We start from the raw sequence: 17,057 nt of genomic DNA, 5'->3' as shown, positions 1-17,057 counted from the left end.
CGGTCGGGCCCGTGTTCGCGAGCGGTCGTCGCCGCGCGTCAGGCGAACGTGTCGCCGAACTCGCGCACGCCGTCGACGTCGAGCGTGATCCGGCTGTTGTCGGCCCACTGGCCGGTGGCGGCGCGCCAGCTCGGGTCGTCGCGCTCGTCGATGTCGGTCCAGCCGGGCCGGTGGTGGCGCAACTGGATCGGCCCGGACGACGCGCCCGGGGCGAGGACGCCGTCGGTGAAGGTCAGCTCCACCCAGCCGGGGATCGGCGTGCCCGGCGGCGGGAAGCGGGTCGGCGTCGGGGTGGGTGCCGGCGTCGACGGCCCGCCGGGCGGCAGGGGCGGCGGGAAGAACGTCGTCGTGCGCCGGATCCGGTCGCAGCCCAGCGCCGCCCAGTCGCAGTTGAGCACCAGCGAGGTGTCGCCGCCCTCGAAGGTCACGTGGTAGCGCACCCGCACGTCGGCGAGGTCGAGCGGCCCGGTGCCGGTGTTGACGACCTGGAGGACGTGCTGGATCTGGTTGTCCGTCGGCGACCAGTCGAGGTTGAGGTAGCTGACCTTCGCCCGCCCGTACGCCGTGCGGACCGGTGTGACGGGGGAGGGGTCGGAGTAGCCGCCGAGGGTGTAGGCGTTGACGACGAGCCGGTACTCGCTGCCCGGCGCGAGGTTGGTCAGCGTCAGGGTGGTGGCGGTCGTGCTGCCGAGGCTGCGGTAGACGTGCGGACCGAGCTGCGCCCGCACCTCGTACGTGATCGGTTCCTCGCCGGCCGGCTCGCCCACCCAGGTCGAGGGCGCCCAGGAGAGGGTGAGCAGGTGCGGCTGGTCGACCACGACGACCGGGCTGCCGGGCGTGGTGAGCGCGGGGGCGTCGTCCGCCCGTGCGGCACCCACGGCGAGCGGGCCCAGCAGCGCGGCGAGGACGACGGCGGTGGTGACGCGACGGACACGCATGGTGGCGATGCTACGAGCAGGAATGGACGCTTATCAATCGTTAGGTGTTCCCCGGGGTGTCGGCCTCGGGTGTCGTCGCCTTCCGAAGTGGACTTCGGCCCGTCTCCGGTGCGACGGCGGCCGACAGCACAGCCGCCGGATTTGCGCCGCCGTCGATCACCTGGATTCATGTCGGTCTACCGATAGATCGACGGCCCAGACGATCTACGTCTGTCGATAGCGTTTCGTGGCACAGGCCGTCCACGAAAGGCGGACCATGAACGATTCCCATACCTCACTGTCCCGGCGGCGGATACTGATCGGCGCCGCTGCCGCCTCGGCGGTCACTGTCGGCGCGGCGGGCGCCGCCCGCGCCGCACCACCCGCCGGCGCAGCGGCGCCGGCCCGGTCCCTCGTCGTGCGGGACCGGATCGCCACCGCCCGGCTCGCGGGTGCGCCGGCCCGCTTCCAGGCCGACTTCCACGAACGTCTCGACGCCTGGCTGGCCTTCTGGTCGGCCAACTCACCGCACGCCTGGAGCCCGCCGGTGCAGGTGTCGGGGCGGGTGGGCGCGGACGGTGCCGCTTTCACGCTGCACGCCATCCGGGTCACCCGCGACGACGAGACGCGGGACGCCTTCGCCGCCGGGCGGTCGGACGCCGCTCACCTGGCCACCCTCGCCAGCCTGCACCACCACTTCCCGTCGGTACGCGTCGAGGCCGGCGGCGCGCTCCGGGTGATCGACGGCCCCGCCGGCTGGACCGGCTCGGCCGAGCAGGTCGCGTTCGCGGTCACCGCCTGCCGCGAACTGTGGGGGCTGCGCGGCGCCGACGCGGCGGACTGGCGGGAGCACCTGGGGCGGGCCGGGCACACCGCCGACCCGACCTCCCGTTCCGGCTGGGCGGCCTTCACCAGGGCGGGCCTGCGGCGCGGGCTGCGGACCGACACGTACTGACCATCGGAGGTAGGACATGGCACGCAGCGAATTCCGTTTCGTCGTCGACGGTGTCGATCTGACGACTGAACAGCAGAGCCTCATCGCCAGCGAGATCCAGAAGGCCGGGCTCAACGCGCTCACCGCCGCGGGCAAGCGGCTGACCAACCCGCTCGCCGTCGGGCACGCCAACATCAAGCTCCGCCCCGAGTGGTACGGCATGTGGGTCATCGACGGCCCGTTCGCCGAGGAACTCGGCCAGAAGATCAACGACATCGGCTTCTGGATGCAGCGGTGACGGATCCCGTCCACCGGCCGGACCCGCCGGAGCGGATGTGCCCGAGTACCCCCGCGGCCAATGCCACGGTGTTCCTCGGCATGATCACTCCGGCGGGGCGGGTCGCCTACGTCACGCCGCCGCTCCCGGCCGAGGTCGCGCTCGCCCAGGCCGCCACGGACACCCCGGTCGAGTCGCGGTACCGGCTCGCCGGCCCGTGCGTCACCGCGAAGTGCGGCTTCTGGACGGGCGAGCACTGCGGCCTCGGTGAACGCGTGGCCGCGTCGTTCCGGGAGGTCGCCGGTCCGGCGGAGGACGACCTGCCGCGCTGCGCGATCCGCCGGACCTGCCGGTGGTACGCCGAACAGGGCCGCGCCGCCTGTGCCGCCTGTTCCCAGGTGGTCACCGACGCCCGCTGACCACCTGACCGCCCCGCCCTCGTGGGCGACCAACCGCCGGGCGGATCCGAGCGGACGCCCGTCCGCCGCGGCGTCGCCCCGCGTAAAGGGCTCGCGATGTCCCACCGTTCCGCTACCGTCTGGGCGTCATGGATCCGCGGTACGACGAGGCCGTCATCGGGCGGGAGCATCCCGCGGCCCTGCTGCGCGCCGAGGTCGACCGGGTGACCGCCAGCCACGGCGGCCTGGTCCTCGTCGCCGGGGAGCCGGGCATCGGCAAGACGACGCTGGTCACGGCGGCGGCCGGCGAGGCCCGTCGGCGGGGCGCGCTGGTGCTCGGCGCGGCCTGCTGGGATTCCGACAGCGCGCCCGGCTACTGGCCCTGGGTGCAGGTGCTACGCGGTCTGCGTCGCTCGTCCGACGACTGGGCCGTGGCCCGCGAGGCGGCCGAGCCGGGCCTCGCGGCGCTGCTCGGCGAGGCGACCGGCGGCACCGCCGGCGAGCCGACGGACGGCGAGGCCGACGAGGCGACCGGCGGTCCGGCCGGCGACGACCTCGTCGAGCAGGAGGAGTTCGCGCTGCACGACGCGGTGACCACCGCGCTGGTCGCGGCGTCGCAGCGCCGTCCGGTGGTGGTGGTGCTCGACGACCTGCACTGGGCCGATCCCGCCTCGATGCGGCTGCTGCGGTTCGCCGCCCAGCACACCTGGTTCGAGCGGCTGCTGCTGATCGGCACCTACCGCGACGCCGAGGTCGAGTCCCCCGACCACCCGCTGCGCGAGCTGCTGATGCCACTGGTGGCGAAGGCGACCACGCTCACCCTCACCGGCCTGTCCCGCGACGAGGTGGCCGCGCTGATGACCCGCACGGCGGGCCGGGCACCCGACGCCGGTCTCCTCGACGAGGTGCACCGGCGCACCGGCGGCAACCCGTTCTTCGTGGAGCAGACCGCCCGGATCTGGCGTGCCGACGGGCGGGTCGGCGCGATCCCCCCGGGCGTACGGGAGGCGGTGCGCCGCCGTCTCGCCCAGTTGCCGGCGGCGGTCGTCGAGGCACTCACCGCCGCCGCCGTGCTCGGCCGGGAGTTCCACCGCCAGGTCCTCGCCGCGTACGCGGGCACGCCCGCGGCGCAGGCCGACCGGCTCCTCGACCGGGCGGTGACCGCCCGGCTCGTGGTGTCCCGGGGCGGTGGCCGGTTCGCCTTCGTCCACGACCTCGTGCGGGAGACCCTCTACGACGCGCTGCCCGACGACGACCGGTGCTCCCGGCACGCCGCGCTCGTGCGGGCCGTCGACCGCGCGCCGGCGCTCGCCGAGCGGCTGATCCCCGCCGACCTGGCCCGGCACGCCCATCTCGCGGGCACCCACCTCGACCCGTCGCGCGCCGCCGAGCTGCTGGTCGCCGCCGCCCGCGACGCGGGTGGCCGGCTCGCGGTGGACGAGTCGGTGGTGCACTTCCGCCGGGCGCTGGAGGTCGCGGAGGACCCGGCCGGCCGCGTGAAGATCATGATCGAGCTGGGTCAACTGCTGCACCACGCGGGCGGCGGCGACGAGGCCCGGCGGCTGCTCGCCGAGGCCGTCACGCTGGCCGTGGCGGTCGACGACCCGGTGGTGCTGGCCCACGTCGCCCTCGTCGTGCACCGCCGCCACGCCGACGGCTCCAGACGTGTCCCCGACCCGGAGGGCGTCGTGCGGGAGGCGTACCGGCGGTTGATCGGCGAGTCCGCCGGCGCCGTCCCGGTCAGCACGCTCGTCACCGATCTGATCGCCGCCACGGAGTCCCTGGCCCGGCGCGGGCACGACGACGAGGCGCTCACCTTCAGCCTCTGGGCCCGCCACGACACCACCTGGGGGCTGGGCTCGGCCCGCGACCGGGCCGCGATCACCGCCGAGATCCGGGACGTGGCGCGCCGGGGCGGCGACGCGGAGACCGTGCTCTGGGCCACCGCGCTGCGCTGGGTCGCGCTGCTGGAACTGGGCGACCCCCGCTACCACGACGAGTTCGCCACCTTCGTGGCCGGCGCCCGACGGGGCGACGTGCGGCACCGCGCCGCCGCCACCATGGACGACGCGATCATCGCCGCGTTCCGTGGCGACTTCGCCCGGGCCGACGAGCTGTTCGGCGAGCTGGCCGGCGTCGGCGAGTGGGACCATTCCGACTTCGCCTTCATGGGTCACCATCTGCGCTGGTCCCGGCTGCACCTCCAGGGTCGCTCCGACGCCGCCCTCCTCGACGAGCTCTCCTCGACCGGCTACCCCCATCCCGAGCTGCTCCGGGGCATCACCGCCGTCGAACGCGGCGACACCGGGTCGGCCCTGCGGCTGGTCACCGGCATCGAGGCCGCCGGCACGGCGTACCCGGGAGCGGTGTCGCCGCTGTGGCTGCGGCTGCGTGCCGGGGTCGCCGCCGCGACCCGCGACCCCCGGCGCTGCGCCGAGGTCCGGGAGGCCCTGCGACCGCACCGCGGGCAGTGGATGTCGGCGCTGTTCGGCTGCGACCTGAGCGGCCCCGTGGACCACTGGCTGGCCCTCGTCGACGCCGCGCAGCGACGCTGGGACGACGCGGTGGCCGGCTTCTCCGCCGCCCGCGACTCCGCCGACCGGTTGGGCGCCCGCCCGTGGTCGGTCCTGGCCCGTGCCGCCCTGGCCGACGCGCTGACCGGGCGGGACGGCCCCGGCGACGTCGCGGCCGCCGCCGGGCTGCGCGAGGCCACCGCCCGCGACGCCACCGACCTGGGCATGCACCAGGTGACCCGACGCCTCACCGGCGCAGAGGAGGCCGGGGCGCCGCCCGTCGGCCACTCCGGGGCCCTCCTCGCGATCACCGGCCCGGTCCCGAACCTCGTCGCCGCTCCGCAGGTGGCGGTCGTCTGGCCGCCCGGCCCGCAGGCGGCGCGCGGGCCGCACGAACCGCGGGCGGCGACCGGGCCGCGGGTGCCGGCCGGCGCCGCCGTTCCGACCGGTGCCGCCGTGGCGCAGCCGTCCGGCGGCAGGCAGGCGTCCGCCAGCGAGCAGGCGCCGGGCCGGGCGTACGGGTTCCGCCGCGACGGGCCGGTCTGGCAGCTCGCGTACGCCGGCGTGGTGGTGCATCTGCCCGACGCGAAGGGGCTGCGCGACCTGCACGTGCTGCTGAGCCGGCCGGGCGTCGACGTCCCTGCGGTCGAACTGCTCGACCCGACCGCCGGGCCGGAACTCGTCGCGGCCCGCCGGATGGGCGGCGACCCGGTCCTCGACGACGAGGCGAAGGCCCGTTACCGGCGGCACCTGGAACGGCTCGACGACGAGATCGACCGGGCCGCCGAGCGCGGCGACCGGCGGCGGATGGCCGACCTCGACGCCGAGCGGGGTGCCCTGCTCGCCGAGCTGCGCGCCGCCGCCGGGCTGGCCGGTCGCAGCCGTCGCCTCGGCGACGAGGCCGAGCGGGCCCGCAAGGCGGTGACCGCCCGCATCCGGGACGCGCTGCGCAAGCTCGACCAGCGCCACCCGGCGCTCGCCGGCCACCTGCGCGACACCGTGTCCACGGGCAGCACCTGCCGCTACCTCCCGCCCGACCCGTTGCCCTGGCGCCTGTAGCCGATCCGCGACCGATCCCCCTCGCGCACGCCGGCAGCCGCGCGCAGCCGGCCCGGCGGACGGACGCCGCGACCCACGCGACGCCCGTCCGGTGGATCGGTCAGCGGCGGTTGTAGCGGTACATCGTCAGCGTGCCGAAGACCACCACGAAGCCGGCGCTCCACAGCAGCGTCCACATCGTGGCCGACGCGTCCGACGTGCCCGACATGACCGCGCGTACCGAGGCCACCAGCTGCGTGATCGGGTTGACCTTGACGAACGCCTGGAGCCAGCCGGGCATCGTCGCGGGCTCGACGAACACGTTGCTGAGGAAGGTCAGCGGGAACAGCACCATCATGCTCACCCCCATCACGGACTTCTCGCTGCGCAGGACGAGACCGAAGAACGTCCAGACCCAGGAGAACGCGAACGAGAAGACCACGAGCAGGCCGATCCCGGCCAGCACACCGGGCAGCCCCCCGTCTGGCCGGAACCCCAGCACCAGCCCGACGCCGAGGATGACCACGGCCGCCAGCACGTACCGCAGCACGTCGCCGAAGATCATGCCGACCAGCGGGGCGGGCCGCCAGACCGAAAGCGTGCGGAACCGGTCGAAGACGCCCTTCTCGATGTCGGTGTTCAGCCCCACCCCGGTGTACATGGTGATCATCACGACGCTCGTCACCATGATGCCGGGCAGGAAGAACTGGAGGTAGTCACGCGGGCTGTCGGCGAGGGCGCCGCCGAACAGGTACGTGAACATCAGCACCATGATGATCGGGAACGCCGTCACGTCGAACAGCTGCTCCGGCACGTGCTTGATCTTCAGCAGCGCGCGCCAGCCGAACGCGAGCGACGCCGACAGCGCGCTCGGTCGGGGCGGTCGCGCGCCGGGCGCGAGGACGGTGGAGAGCGCCTCCGCCGACGGTACGTAGACGGACGGGGCGCGCCCGGTCGTGGTGGCGTTGCTCATCGGGCTGCCTCCAGCTCATCGTCCCGCTCGTCGGCCGCGACGGCGGGGTGGTCGGTCAGGGCCAGGAAGACCTCGTCCAGGCTCGGCTGACCGAGGGAGAAGTCGTCGACGACGATCCCGGCGCGGGCCAGGTCGCCGAGCGCGCGGGCGGCCTGCGCGCCGGCGTCGAGGTCGCTGCCGGCCCCGCCGACGCGCGCGGTGAGCGCGACCGGATCGGGTGCGAGCTGCACCGGTACGCCGAGCGCCGCCTGGAGCAGCTTCTCCGCCTCCGGCCGCTGCCCGGGGTCGCGCAGTCGCAGGTGGACGGTGCCGGAGCCGACCGAGGACTTCAGCTCGCCCGGGGTGCCCTCCGCGATCACCCGGCCGTGGTCCACCACCGCGATGCGGCCGGCGAGATGGTCGGCCTCGTCCAGGTACTGCGTGGTCAGCAGCACGGTCGTGCCGTGCGCCACGACGGCCCGCACGATCTCCCACACCTGGTTGCGGCTGCGCGGGTCCAGCCCCGTCGTCGGCTCGTCGAGGAAGAGCAGGTCGGGGGTGTTGAGGATGCTCGCCGCGATGTCGATGCGCCGCCGCATGCCGCCCGAGTACTTCTTGACCTGCCGGTCGCCCGCCTCGGTCAGGCCGAACGCGGCGAGCATGCCCTCCGCGCGCGCCCGGGCGGCCGGCTTGCGGTGCCCGAGCAGGCGGGCGAGGAGCATCAGGTTCTCCAGCCCGGTCAGGTCCTCGTCCACGGAGGCGTACTGGCCGGTCAGGCTCATCCGGGCGCGTACGGCGTCGGCCTCGGTGACGACGTCGTGACCGAAGACGCGGGCCCGCCCGCCGTCGGGGCGCAGCAGCGTCGCCAGCACCCGTACCGCCGTGGTCTTGCCGGCGCCGTTGGGCCCGAGCAGGCCGTAGACGGTGCCGGCCGGGACCTGGAGATCGATGCCGGCGAGCGCCCGGGTGTCCCCGAACGACCGGGTCAGGCCCTCGGCCTCGATGGCCAGGCCGGTGGTGCGTTTCATGCGTTCTACCTTCCTCATGCGTGACACGTTCAGGAGACGTACGGGCGCGGGGCACGACCGTCGCGCGGGTCCACCCGGCCGACGTAGCCCGTCGTGCCGGCGTGCGGCGCGGTTGAAGACCGTGCGGAGCCGGTCGGGTACCGGCCGATGGAACCGCACCCGTACGACACGATGCCGACCGGTTCGGCCACCCGTCGTACGCGTGGTCGACTCTGTTTCAACGAGCCCGGGAAGCTGTGGTTGTACGTCGGGGTCCCCCTCCCGGCTCCGGTCCCACCCGGGAGGCGCTAGACGACGGCCAGCGCCCCGCCAGATCGGAACTGGCGGGGCGGCGGGCGTCAGGCCGGCTCGTCGAAGAGCACCGGCCAGGGGCGGGGCGACGGCGTGGGCGGCGGTGGCGGGGGCTCCGACCCGTCGGCGAGCACTTCCGCCGCGAGCTGCCCGAACATCGGCGCGGCCGGATGCGCGGCCCGGCGCGGCCAGGCCGCCGAGGTGCGTCGGACCAGGGGTGATCCGGCGATCGGCCGCCAGGCGATCCGGGGCTCCCGACGGGCCGTCGCCGCCGGTTCGACGGCCACCCCGCCGCCGGCCAGCACCAGGCCGAAGAGGAACTCCGGGTTGCGCGCCGGGCGGACCCGGCCGGGGGTGAACCCGTGCCGGCGGCAGACCTCCAGCAGGTGGTCGTGCCAGCCGGGCGCGGTGGCCCGGGGCGCGGTCACCAGGTCCAGGCCGGCCAGCGCCGCCAGCTCGACCTCCCGGCCCCGGGCCAGCGTCGAGGCGCGCGGCAGCAGCACCCCCAGCGGTACGTCGACGGCGGCGCCGAGGCGCAGCCCGCCGTCGGTGACGGGGTGGTGGAGCAGGCCGACGTCCAGCCGCCCCTCGCCCAGCATCCGTTCCTGCTCGCCGCTGGTCAGCTCGTGCAGGTCCACGTCGAGGCCGGGGGCGCGCCCGGCCAGCCGGTCGAGCAGCTCGCGCAGGGTCACCGCGGGGGTCTCCGGCGGCACCCCGGCCCGGAGCACCCCCGACACCCCGTCGCGTACCTGCCGCATCAGGTTGCGCAGCCGGCCCTCCCCGGCGAGCAGTTCCTCGGCCTCGCCGAGGAGCAACTGGCCGGCGACGGTCAGCCGCACCTGCCGGCGGGAGCGGTCGAACAGCTCGACCGCCAGCTCCCGCTCCAGGCGCTGCACGGACTGGCTCAGCGGCGGCTGGGCCATGCCGAGCAGCTCGGCGGCGCGACCGAAGTGCAGCTCGTTGGCGACCACCACGAAGTGGCGCAGGTGCCGGAGCAGGTCCACGGCCGGACCCTACGCCAGCGCCCCGACGCGGGCCGGCGGGCGGCGGCTACGGTGCGCAGGTGGCGACGGAGCGGATCGGCGGGATCTTCGAACGGGCCGGGGTCGTCGGCTGCCTGCACGCCGTCGACCTCGACGCGCCCGACGGGAGCTGCGACGCGGCCGACGAACAGGCGGGGCCGGGAGGGCCGGGGCTCGGGGGAGCGGGACGGCCGGGTGGCCGGCGGGAGGTGGCCCTCCGGGCGGACGAGCAGGTGGTGATCGCCTCGATCTTCAAGGTGCTGCTGGTGCTGGAGTTCGCCCGGCAGGTCGTCGCCGGCCAGCTCGACCCCCGGGAGCGGGTCCTCGTCACCGCCGACGACCGGCTCGGCGGGTGGGGGATCGCCGGCTGCGCCGACGACGCCGAGGTGTCGCTGCGGGACCTGGCGTACTTCGCCATGTCGGTCAGCGACAACACGGCCGCCGACCTGCTGCTGCGCCGGGTCGGGGCGGACGTGCTGCCGATGCTGGCCGCCGAGCTGGGGTTGCCGCGTACCCGGATCGTCGGCGGCCCCCGGCAGCTGGTCGAGACGATGCTCGCCGACGTCGGCGCGCGTACCGAGGCGGACTTCGCCCGGATCTTCCCGACCCTGCCGCCCGAGCGGGTCCGCGCGATGCGGATGTTCGACCCGGCGCACACCACGTCGAGCACCGCCCGGGAGATCACCCGGCTGCTCGGCCTGATCTGGCGGGACGAGGCCGGCCCGCCCGAGGCGTGCGAGATGGTCCGGGGCTGGATGGCCCGGCAGCTCTTCTGGACCCGGCTGGCCTCGGGTTTCCCGCCCGGCGTACGGGTGGCCGGCAAGACCGGCACCCTGCCGGGCCTGCACCTGGAGGCCGGCGTGGTCGAGTATCCCGACGGCGGCCGGTACGCCGTCGCCGTCTTCGTCCGCGCCAGCCAACTCGCCACCCGCCGCATCGACGTGGACCTGGCGATGGGCCAGGCCGCCCGGACCGCCGTCGAGGCCCTGCGCGCCGGCTGACTTTCCGGCCGCGAGACCCCGCCGAAGACCCCGCCGAGCTGGCCCGATATGCCGGCGGATATCGACCGTGTCGGACCCGGATCTTGGACCGTGCGGGGTTCGTGCTGATTGGCTCGGCACCGACCGATCAGCACCACGACGGGGAGAGTTCCGCATGCCCAACCTCGACCGCCGCCGCTTCCTGCGCGACGCCGCCGCCAGCACCGCGCTGGTCACCGCCGGCGGGCTCGCCGGCGCCGCCCCGGCGCACGCCGTGCCGCCGACCACCGCACCGGTCGCCGCCGCCCCGGTGGGCCGCCGCCGCGGCCCGGTCAGCTTCCGCTGGTGGGGTACGTCGGCCTGGCGCATCGACATCGGCGACCGGACGGTCCTGGTCGACCCGTTCCTCAGCCGGATCGACACCGGGCTGTTCAAGGGCGCCTTCGACCAGGCCACCGAGCTGAAGGTCCGCGCCGACGTCGTCGACTCCCTGGTGGACCGGGCCGAGACGGTGCTCGTCACGCACACCCACTGGGACCACTACATGGACACCCCGCACATCGTCGGGCGCACCGGCGCCCGGGTGATCGGCACGCTCACCGCCTACCACCTGGGGCTCGCGTACGGGCTGCCGTCGGGCAGGCTAAGCCCGGTGCGGGGCGGGGAGGTGCTGGACTTCGGCGCGTACACCGTGGAGGTCGTCAGCTCCCTGCACAGCCGCAACGCGTCCTACTCGATGGCCTTCCCCGGCGTACGGGTCAGCCCGCCGCCGAAGCCGGCGACCATCGCCGACCTGCCCGAGGGCGACACCCTCGCCTACCTGCTGCGGGTCTCCGACGGCCCGTCGGTGTTCTTCATGGGCGCGAGCGACTTCGCCGAGCGCAACCTGACCGGGCTGGCCCCCGACGTGGCCATGGTCGCGCTGCCCAGCAGCACGGCCACCGCCGACTACGCCGAGCGGCTGCTCGACGCCCTGGACCGGCCGAAGGTGGTGGTGCCGGTGCACTTCGACAACTTCGAGACCGAGCTGCGCAACCCGGTGCCCGTGGCGCCGTCGGACCGCGAGCGGCTCGACGCGCTCGTCGCGGCCGTACGTCGGGTCTCCCCGCGCAGCCGCGTGATCGTGCCCGAGTACCACACCGCATACCACTTCTGAGGACGGCCGGTGGCCGGGGCCGCCACGGTCGGATCAGAGCCGGCGGATGGCGGCGGAGTCGAGCCGGTAGCCGATGGTGCGGTCGACGATCCGGCCGACGAGGTCCGCCTTGCGTAGCCCGGCGACCCCGCGCAGCTCCAGGCTCGCGGCGAGCACCCGCAGGTCGCGGGCGGTCCAGCCGGAGAGGTACGCCGTACCGTCGTCGCGCCGGGCCATGGCCGCCAGCGCGGCGCGGGCCCGGTTCGGGTCCGGCGCCGGTGCCGCCCGCCGGGCGGGCAGCCGGGCGGGGGCGGCGGCTGTCGTGCCCGGGCGCCCAGCGCGGGTGATCCGGTCGGAGGATGCGGTGGCCGGGGCGGCCCGGTCGGGGAGCGCGGTGGCCGGGGTGGCCCCGTCGGTGGCCGGGTTCCCGGCGGAGGCGAGCAGATCGGTCGGCTCGGCGGGCGGCGCCGCGTCGACCGGCACCACCGCGAGGCGGGCCCGTCCCTCGGCCAGCGCGGCGAGGTCGGCGGCGGGCAGCGCGCGGAGCAGCGCGGCCACCAGTTCGGCGACGTCGCGGGCCGACCCGGTCACGCCCCGACCCGCTCGGGCTGGAGGTGGTCGAGGAACTCGGTGGCGAGCTGGCGCAGCTCGTCGCGGACGGCCGGGGTGGCGACCCGGTCGCGGAGCACCACCGGCACGCCGCGCGGGGCGTTCGTGGCGAACGCGGTGACGTTCTCCCGCAGGGAGGTGGGGAAGACCGGGAGGCCGAGCGCCCGCACCTGGTCCATGTAGCCCTGGTGGGCGGCGATCGGCCGCTGCGCCATGACCTGGATCATGGTGAACACCACGCCGGCGACGCCGGGGGCGACCTTGTGGTGCCGGCGGGTCGTGGCGAACCGGCGGGCGTCGGCGTTGTACTGGTCGACCAGCTCCCGGACGTTGCCGTGCAGGTAGTCGATGCCCAACGTGGACAGGTAGTCGGCCTTCGCCGGGATGAGCAGGTGGTCGCTGGCGATGATGGCCGACTGGGTGACCACGTTGAAGTTCGGCGGGCAGTCGATGAGCACCATGTCGTAGCCGCCGAGCGCGTCGTCGTGCAGGCCCTCGGCCAGTGAGCCGCGTACCCGGAACAGCTCGCGGTCGTACTCGTCGCCGTCGGCCACGGCCCGGGCCAGCGCCAGGTCGATGTCGACGAGCTGGAGGTGGGACGCGATCAGGTCGAGCCGGCCCGCGCCGGTGAGCCGCGCGTTCGCGGGGCCGGGTGAGACGACCAGCTCGCCCAGGGGCGTCGCGGGGACGTCCCCGCGCAGGCCGTCGTACCAGCGCTTCACCGTCCGGCCGTCGCGCAGCCGGTCCCGCCAGTCGTCGGGATCGTAGAAGCCGAACGTCAGGCTGGCCTGCGGATCGAGGTCGATGAGCAGCACCTTCATCCCCCGGTTGGCCAGCTCGGCACCGAGGTTGGCGGTCACCGTGGTCTTGCCGACCCCACCCTTGTAGTTGATCACCGATACGACGTACACCGGCACCTCCCCAGACCGGGAACGGTAGCGGGCCGCCGGAGCGGTGCGGCACCCGCTCCGGGACCCGCTCTTGCTCGTAAATACGTATGTTCGTATTATCGACGTGTGGCGGAGATCGAGGAACGGCTGAGTGCGCTGGAGGCGCAGGTCGCCGCCCTGATGGAGCGCTTCGGGGCGGCGACGCCCCCGGTCGAGGCGGCGCCGGCGGCCGGCGACGTCTTCTGGGCGCTCGACGGGCTGAAACAACGGATTCCGGCCGACGGCGGCGGCGCGGTGCTCTACACCGGCACCGTCCGCCTCGACGACCAGCGCTACGACTGGCAGTACGGGCGCATGGTCGACGACGTGCTCGCGGGCGACTGGACGGAGCTGGCCGGCGTGCTGAGCGCCCTGGCGCATCCGGTGCGGCTGCGCCTGCTGCGGGAGATCCTCGGCGGCCGGCACGGCACCGGCGAGCTGGCCGAGATCGAGGGCCTGGGCACCACCGGCCAACTGCACCACCACCTGCGCCAGCTCACCGCCGCCGGCTGGCTGCACAGCGCCGGCCGGGGCCGCTACGCCGTCACGGCCGAACGGGTCGTGCCGCTGCTGGCCATCCTCACCGCCGCCCGCCGCTGACCCGCCGCACCGGCGCCGCACTCCGCTGACCGCCGCACCGCCGTCGCCCGCCGCTGACCCGCCGCCCACCGCCGTCGCCCGGTTGACGCCTCGCCGGGCCCGGTGGGTGCCGACCCGCCGAAAGCCCCCGACGGAGGGAAGCACCAATGCGTAAGCCAACCGCCCTCGCCCTGGTCGTCGGCCTCGTCGCCGCCGTCGCGGCCATCGGGATCATGCCGCGCGCGCCCCGACTGGGCGGGCAGAGCACCGGCGACGCCGCGCTGGCCGCCGACGTCCGCGCGGCGGTGCCCGACCCGGAGGGCCACCGTGGCCTCGCCGTCGCCGTGCTGGAGAACGGCCTCGTCCGCACCGCCGGCCTGGGCGACCGCGACCCGGCCGGTGGGCCGGTGGAACCGGGCACCCCGTTCGAGATCGGCTCGATCACCAAGGCGATGACCGGGATGCTCCTCGCCCGGCAGGTCGCGACCAACGCGGTACGCCCCGACGAGCCGGCCGGCGCCCTGCTGCCCGCGCTGACCGGGCCCGCCCGCGAGGTCACCCTCGCCGAGCTGGCCAGCCACCGCTCCGGCCTGCCCCGGCTCGCGGTCACCTCGGTCGGGGACGTGGTCGACACCTGGTGGGCGAACGTCACCGGCGGCAACCCGTACGCCGGTCGGGACGCGCGTCGGCTCGTCGACGCCGCCGGCAGCGAAGAGCCCGGCGACGGGCGCGGCGAGGTCCACTACTCCAACCTGGGGGTGGCCCTGCTCGGGCAGGCGCTCGCCACCCGGGCCGGCACGTCGTACCCGGAGCTGCTCGACCGGGAGCTGCTGCGACCGCTCGGCATGACGTCGACCGTGGTGGCGACCGACGCCGACGCCCTGCCGCCCGGACACGCCGAGGGCTCGACGGCCGGCGGTCGCCCGGCCGAGCCCTGGGTCGCCGACGGCTACGCGCCGGCGGGAGTCGGCCCCTGGTCGACCGCCGGGGACCTGGCCCGGCTGCTCGGCGCGACGCTCGCCGGCACCGCCCCCGGCGCCGACGCCGCCACCCCGCGCTTCACCGAGGACGACCGCAACCGGATCGGCTACGGATGGTTCACCACCCGGTACGGCGACCGCGAGATCGTCTGGCACAACGGCGGCACCGGCGGCTTCCGCACCTACCTCGGCTTCGAGCGGGCCACCGGGCGGGGCGTGGTGGTGCTCGGCAACACCGACAAGGGCGTCGAGCCGATCGCCCTGCGGCTGCTCGGCGTACCGGCGCGGGACGCCGACGGCGACGGCCCGCCGCTGCCCGTCTGGATCACCGCGGGGCTCGCGGTGGTGTTCACCTTCCTCGGCGGGCTGAGCCTGCTCGGCGCCGTCCGCCGGGCTCCCGACCGGCTGACCCTGGCGCCCGCCGTCGCCTGGGCGGTGCTCTACCTCGGCCTCGGGCACCGGCTGGGCAACTGGTCGGTGGTGCCCGGCTGGCTCTGGCTGCTCGGCGCCGGCCTCTCGGCGGCCGGGATCGTCCTGGCCGCGTACCGCTGGCGGGGGCTGCCGCCGCTGGCCGGCGCCCCGCCGTGGCGGCGGCTGACCTCGGCGGCGTTCTCCGCCCTCCTGGCGGCCCTGGCCGTGATGATCATCGCCCGCCCCTGAACCCCGCGCCCCGGCGGACGGGCGCACGGCGGTCACGAGGTCGGCGGGGGAGACGCCGGGGTACGCGCCGACGACCTCGTGATCGACGCCCGGGCCGGGGGCGGGTGGGGCTGTTAGAGTCGCGTCGCTCTGCGGTCCGGGGGAAGGGGGCGCGTGTGGTGCCGTTCCGCGACACGCTGTCGCAGCTGCTCAAGGCGCGCTTCCCGGTCCTCTACGTCGAGTCGTCCGAGGAACAGCGGGTGGTCGCCGAGGTCTGCGCCGTCGCCCGGGACGCCACCCTCGTCCGTACGCCCCGGGCGGTGTGGGCCTGGTCGCTGACGACGGGCCTCGTGCAGCCCGACGGCACCACCCGCAAGGGCACCACCGACCCCGACGACGCGCTGGCCGTGGCGCTGCGCGTCGACCAGCCCAGCGTGCTGATCTTCAAGGACCTGCATCCCGCGCACGGCAGCGGCGACCGGCCCGGCACCCCCGGCGTCATCCGCCGGCTGCGGGACGTGGTGGCGGCCTTCAAGGCCGGCCCGGTGCCGCGCACCCTCGTCCTGGTCTCGCCGGTGCTGCACATCCCGGTGGAGCTGGAGAAGGACGTGACGATCGTCGACTTCCCGCTGCCCACCGAGACGGAGATCCGGCGGGTGCTGGACGGCATGATCGCCGCCAACTCCGCGACCGGCCGGATCCGGATCGCGCTGGACGACCTCGGCCGGGAGCGGCTCGCCAAGGCGGCCCTCGGGCTCACCCTGCACGAGGCGGAGAACGCGTTCGCCCGGGCCATGGTCAACGACGGCGTGCTCGACGGCGGCGACCTCGCCGTGGTGCACGAGGAGAAGCGGCAGACCGTACGCAAGTCGGGGCTGCTGGAGTTCGTCGACGCCGCGGTCGACCTCGCCGACGTCGGCGGGCTGGAGAACCTGAAGCGCTGGCTGGCCAAGCGGGACGGCTCCTGGCTGGCCGAGGCGGCGGCGTACGGGCTGCCCGCCCCCCGGGGCGTGCTGATCACCGGCGTGCCCGGCTGCGGCAAGTCGCTGACCGCGAAGGCCATCGCCTCGGCCTGGGGCCTGCCGCTGCTGCGGCTGGACGTCGGACGCGTCTTCGCCGGGCTCGTCGGGTCGAGCGAGCAGAACATGCGCACCGCCATCCGGACCGCCGAGGCGACCGCCCCCTGCGTGCTGTGGGTCGACGAGATCGAGAAGGGCTTCGTCGGCGGGGCCAACGACTCCGGCACCTCCGCCCGGGTCTTCGGCTCCTTCCTGACCTGGATGCAGGAGAAGTCCCGGCCCGTCTTCGTCATCGCGACCGCCAACGACTTCGAACGGCTGCCCCCGGAACTGCTGCGCAAGGGGCGCTTCGACGAGATCTTCTTCGTCGACCTGCCGACCCGCGCGGAGCGCGCGTCGATCTGGCGGGTGCACCTCGCCCGGCGGCTGCGCAACCCGGCCGTCGCCGGCGCCCTGACGCCCGACGACGCCCTGCTCGGCGAGCTGGCCGGGCTCAGCGAGGGGTACTCGGGGGCCGAGATCGAGCAGGCCGTCGTCGGGGGGCTCTTCGACGCCTTCGCCGAACGGCGTCCACTGCGCCGCGACGACCTGATCCGGGCCCTGGTCGCCATGGTGCCGCTCAGCGTCACCCAGGCGGAACGCATCGACGCCGTACGCTCCTGGGCCGACGCCCGCGCCGTCGCCGCCACCGCCGCCGAGGACTGGGATCTCGGTGGCCGTCCCGGCGGGTCCCGGCCCGGCGGCCCGGGGCCGCAGCGGGGTCAGGGCGGACGGGCGGTCGAGTTCTAGTGTGGGCGTCGACACGAACGGAAGGGTC

General features: G+C 75.2%; 15 protein-coding genes. 9 read left to right on the top strand and 6 right to left on the bottom strand.

Annotated elements, in window-relative coordinates; all coding sequences use genetic code 11:
• Positions 1-38: 38 nt before the first annotated feature.
• On the bottom strand, positions 39-938 hold the full coding sequence (locus tag ACTMS2_RS04385) for a cellulose binding domain-containing protein (RefSeq protein WP_441174223.1): 900 nt from the start codon (positions 936-938) through the stop codon (positions 39-41).
• Positions 939-1,194: 256 nt separating this feature from the next.
• Between ACTMS2_RS04385 and ACTMS2_RS04380 the strand changes: the two genes are divergently transcribed.
• The 4 genes from ACTMS2_RS04380 to ACTMS2_RS04365 all read left to right on the top strand — a co-directional run bounded on the left by ACTMS2_RS04380 (position 1,195) and on the right by ACTMS2_RS04365 (position 6,098).
• Positions 1,195-1,872 carry a hypothetical protein gene (locus tag ACTMS2_RS04380; protein WP_441174221.1) on the top strand — a complete coding sequence of 226 codons (678 nt, stop codon included), beginning with the start codon at positions 1,195-1,197 and terminating at the stop codon, positions 1,870-1,872.
• A gap of 16 nt (positions 1,873-1,888) precedes the next feature.
• Positions 1,889-2,149 (top strand): hypothetical protein, encoded by a 261-nt coding sequence (locus tag ACTMS2_RS04375; protein WP_363623956.1) that lies wholly within the window; start codon positions 1,889-1,891, stop codon positions 2,147-2,149.
• Positions 2,146-2,547 carry a hypothetical protein gene (locus ACTMS2_RS04370; RefSeq protein ID WP_441174220.1) on the top strand — a complete coding sequence of 134 codons (402 nt, stop codon included), beginning with the start codon at positions 2,146-2,148 and terminating at the stop codon, positions 2,545-2,547. The genes ACTMS2_RS04375 and ACTMS2_RS04370 overlap by 4 nt, the downstream gene beginning before the upstream one ends.
• A 128-nt stretch (positions 2,548-2,675) precedes the next feature.
• Positions 2,676-6,098, top strand: a complete 3,423-nt coding sequence (locus tag ACTMS2_RS04365) for an ATP-binding protein (protein ID WP_441174219.1) — start codon at positions 2,676-2,678, stop codon at positions 6,096-6,098.
• 100 nt (positions 6,099-6,198) lie between these two features.
• Here ACTMS2_RS04365 and ACTMS2_RS04360 read toward each other — a convergent pair whose 3' ends face one another.
• The 3 genes from ACTMS2_RS04360 to ACTMS2_RS04350 all read right to left on the bottom strand — a co-directional run bounded on the left by ACTMS2_RS04360 (position 6,199) and on the right by ACTMS2_RS04350 (position 9,352).
• The gene (locus ACTMS2_RS04360) at positions 6,199-7,050 is read right to left on the bottom strand and encodes an ABC transporter permease (protein WP_441174217.1); all 852 of its coding nucleotides are present in this window, start codon (positions 7,048-7,050) and stop codon (positions 6,199-6,201) included.
• On the bottom strand, positions 7,047-8,057 hold the full coding sequence (locus ACTMS2_RS04355; protein WP_441174216.1) for an ATP-binding cassette domain-containing protein: 1,011 nt from the start codon (positions 8,055-8,057) through the stop codon (positions 7,047-7,049). The genes ACTMS2_RS04360 and ACTMS2_RS04355 overlap by 4 nt, the downstream gene beginning before the upstream one ends.
• Positions 8,058-8,395: 338 nt before the next feature.
• On the bottom strand, positions 8,396-9,352 hold the full coding sequence (locus tag ACTMS2_RS04350; RefSeq protein WP_441174214.1) for a LysR family transcriptional regulator: 957 nt from the start codon (positions 9,350-9,352) through the stop codon (positions 8,396-8,398).
• A 59-nt stretch (positions 9,353-9,411) separates the two neighbouring features.
• On the opposite strand from ACTMS2_RS04350, the gene ACTMS2_RS04345 reads away from it, so the two are divergent.
• Complete coding sequence (locus ACTMS2_RS04345; protein ID WP_441174213.1) at positions 9,412-10,371, top strand: serine hydrolase; 960 nt, start codon at positions 9,412-9,414, stop codon at positions 10,369-10,371.
• A gap of 154 nt (positions 10,372-10,525) precedes the next feature.
• The gene (locus ACTMS2_RS04340) at positions 10,526-11,506 is read left to right on the top strand and encodes an MBL fold metallo-hydrolase (RefSeq protein WP_441174212.1); all 981 of its coding nucleotides are present in this window, start codon (positions 10,526-10,528) and stop codon (positions 11,504-11,506) included.
• Positions 11,507-11,539: 33 nt separating this feature from the next.
• On the opposite strand, the gene ACTMS2_RS04335 is transcribed toward ACTMS2_RS04340, so the two are convergent.
• Both ACTMS2_RS04335 and ACTMS2_RS04330 read right to left on the bottom strand, forming a co-directional pair.
• Positions 11,540-12,076, bottom strand: a complete 537-nt coding sequence (locus ACTMS2_RS04335) for a hypothetical protein (RefSeq protein ID WP_441174211.1) — start codon at positions 12,074-12,076, stop codon at positions 11,540-11,542.
• Positions 12,073-13,005 carry a ParA family protein gene (locus tag ACTMS2_RS04330; protein WP_441174210.1) on the bottom strand — a complete coding sequence of 311 codons (933 nt, stop codon included), beginning with the start codon at positions 13,003-13,005 and terminating at the stop codon, positions 12,073-12,075. Before ACTMS2_RS04330 ends, ACTMS2_RS04335 begins: the two co-directional genes overlap by 4 nt.
• A gap of 105 nt (positions 13,006-13,110) precedes the next feature.
• On the opposite strand from ACTMS2_RS04330, the gene ACTMS2_RS04325 reads away from it, so the two are divergent.
• The 3 genes from ACTMS2_RS04325 to ACTMS2_RS04315 all read left to right on the top strand — a co-directional run bounded on the left by ACTMS2_RS04325 (position 13,111) and on the right by ACTMS2_RS04315 (position 17,029).
• Entirely contained in the window at positions 13,111-13,623 is a 513-nt protein-coding gene (locus ACTMS2_RS04325; protein WP_441174209.1) for an ArsR/SmtB family transcription factor, read from the top strand.
• A 146-nt stretch (positions 13,624-13,769) separates the two neighbouring features.
• Positions 13,770-15,242: a serine hydrolase domain-containing protein gene (locus tag ACTMS2_RS04320; RefSeq protein ID WP_441174208.1), complete on the top strand. Its 1,473-nt coding sequence runs from the start codon at positions 13,770-13,772 to the stop codon at positions 15,240-15,242.
• 155 nt (positions 15,243-15,397) lie between these two features.
• Positions 15,398-17,029 (top strand): AAA family ATPase, encoded by a 1,632-nt coding sequence (locus ACTMS2_RS04315; RefSeq protein ID WP_441174207.1) that lies wholly within the window; start codon positions 15,398-15,400, stop codon positions 17,027-17,029.
• Positions 17,030-17,057: the final 28 nt, after the last annotated feature.

Source organism: Micromonospora sp. SD12 (assembly GCF_052068495.1).
In the GTDB taxonomy this organism is placed as follows: Bacteria; Actinomycetota; Actinomycetes; order Mycobacteriales; family Micromonosporaceae; genus Micromonospora; species Micromonospora echinofusca.
The sequence above is the reverse complement of the archived record's forward strand: the minus strand, read 5'-3'. Positions and strand labels throughout refer to the sequence as shown.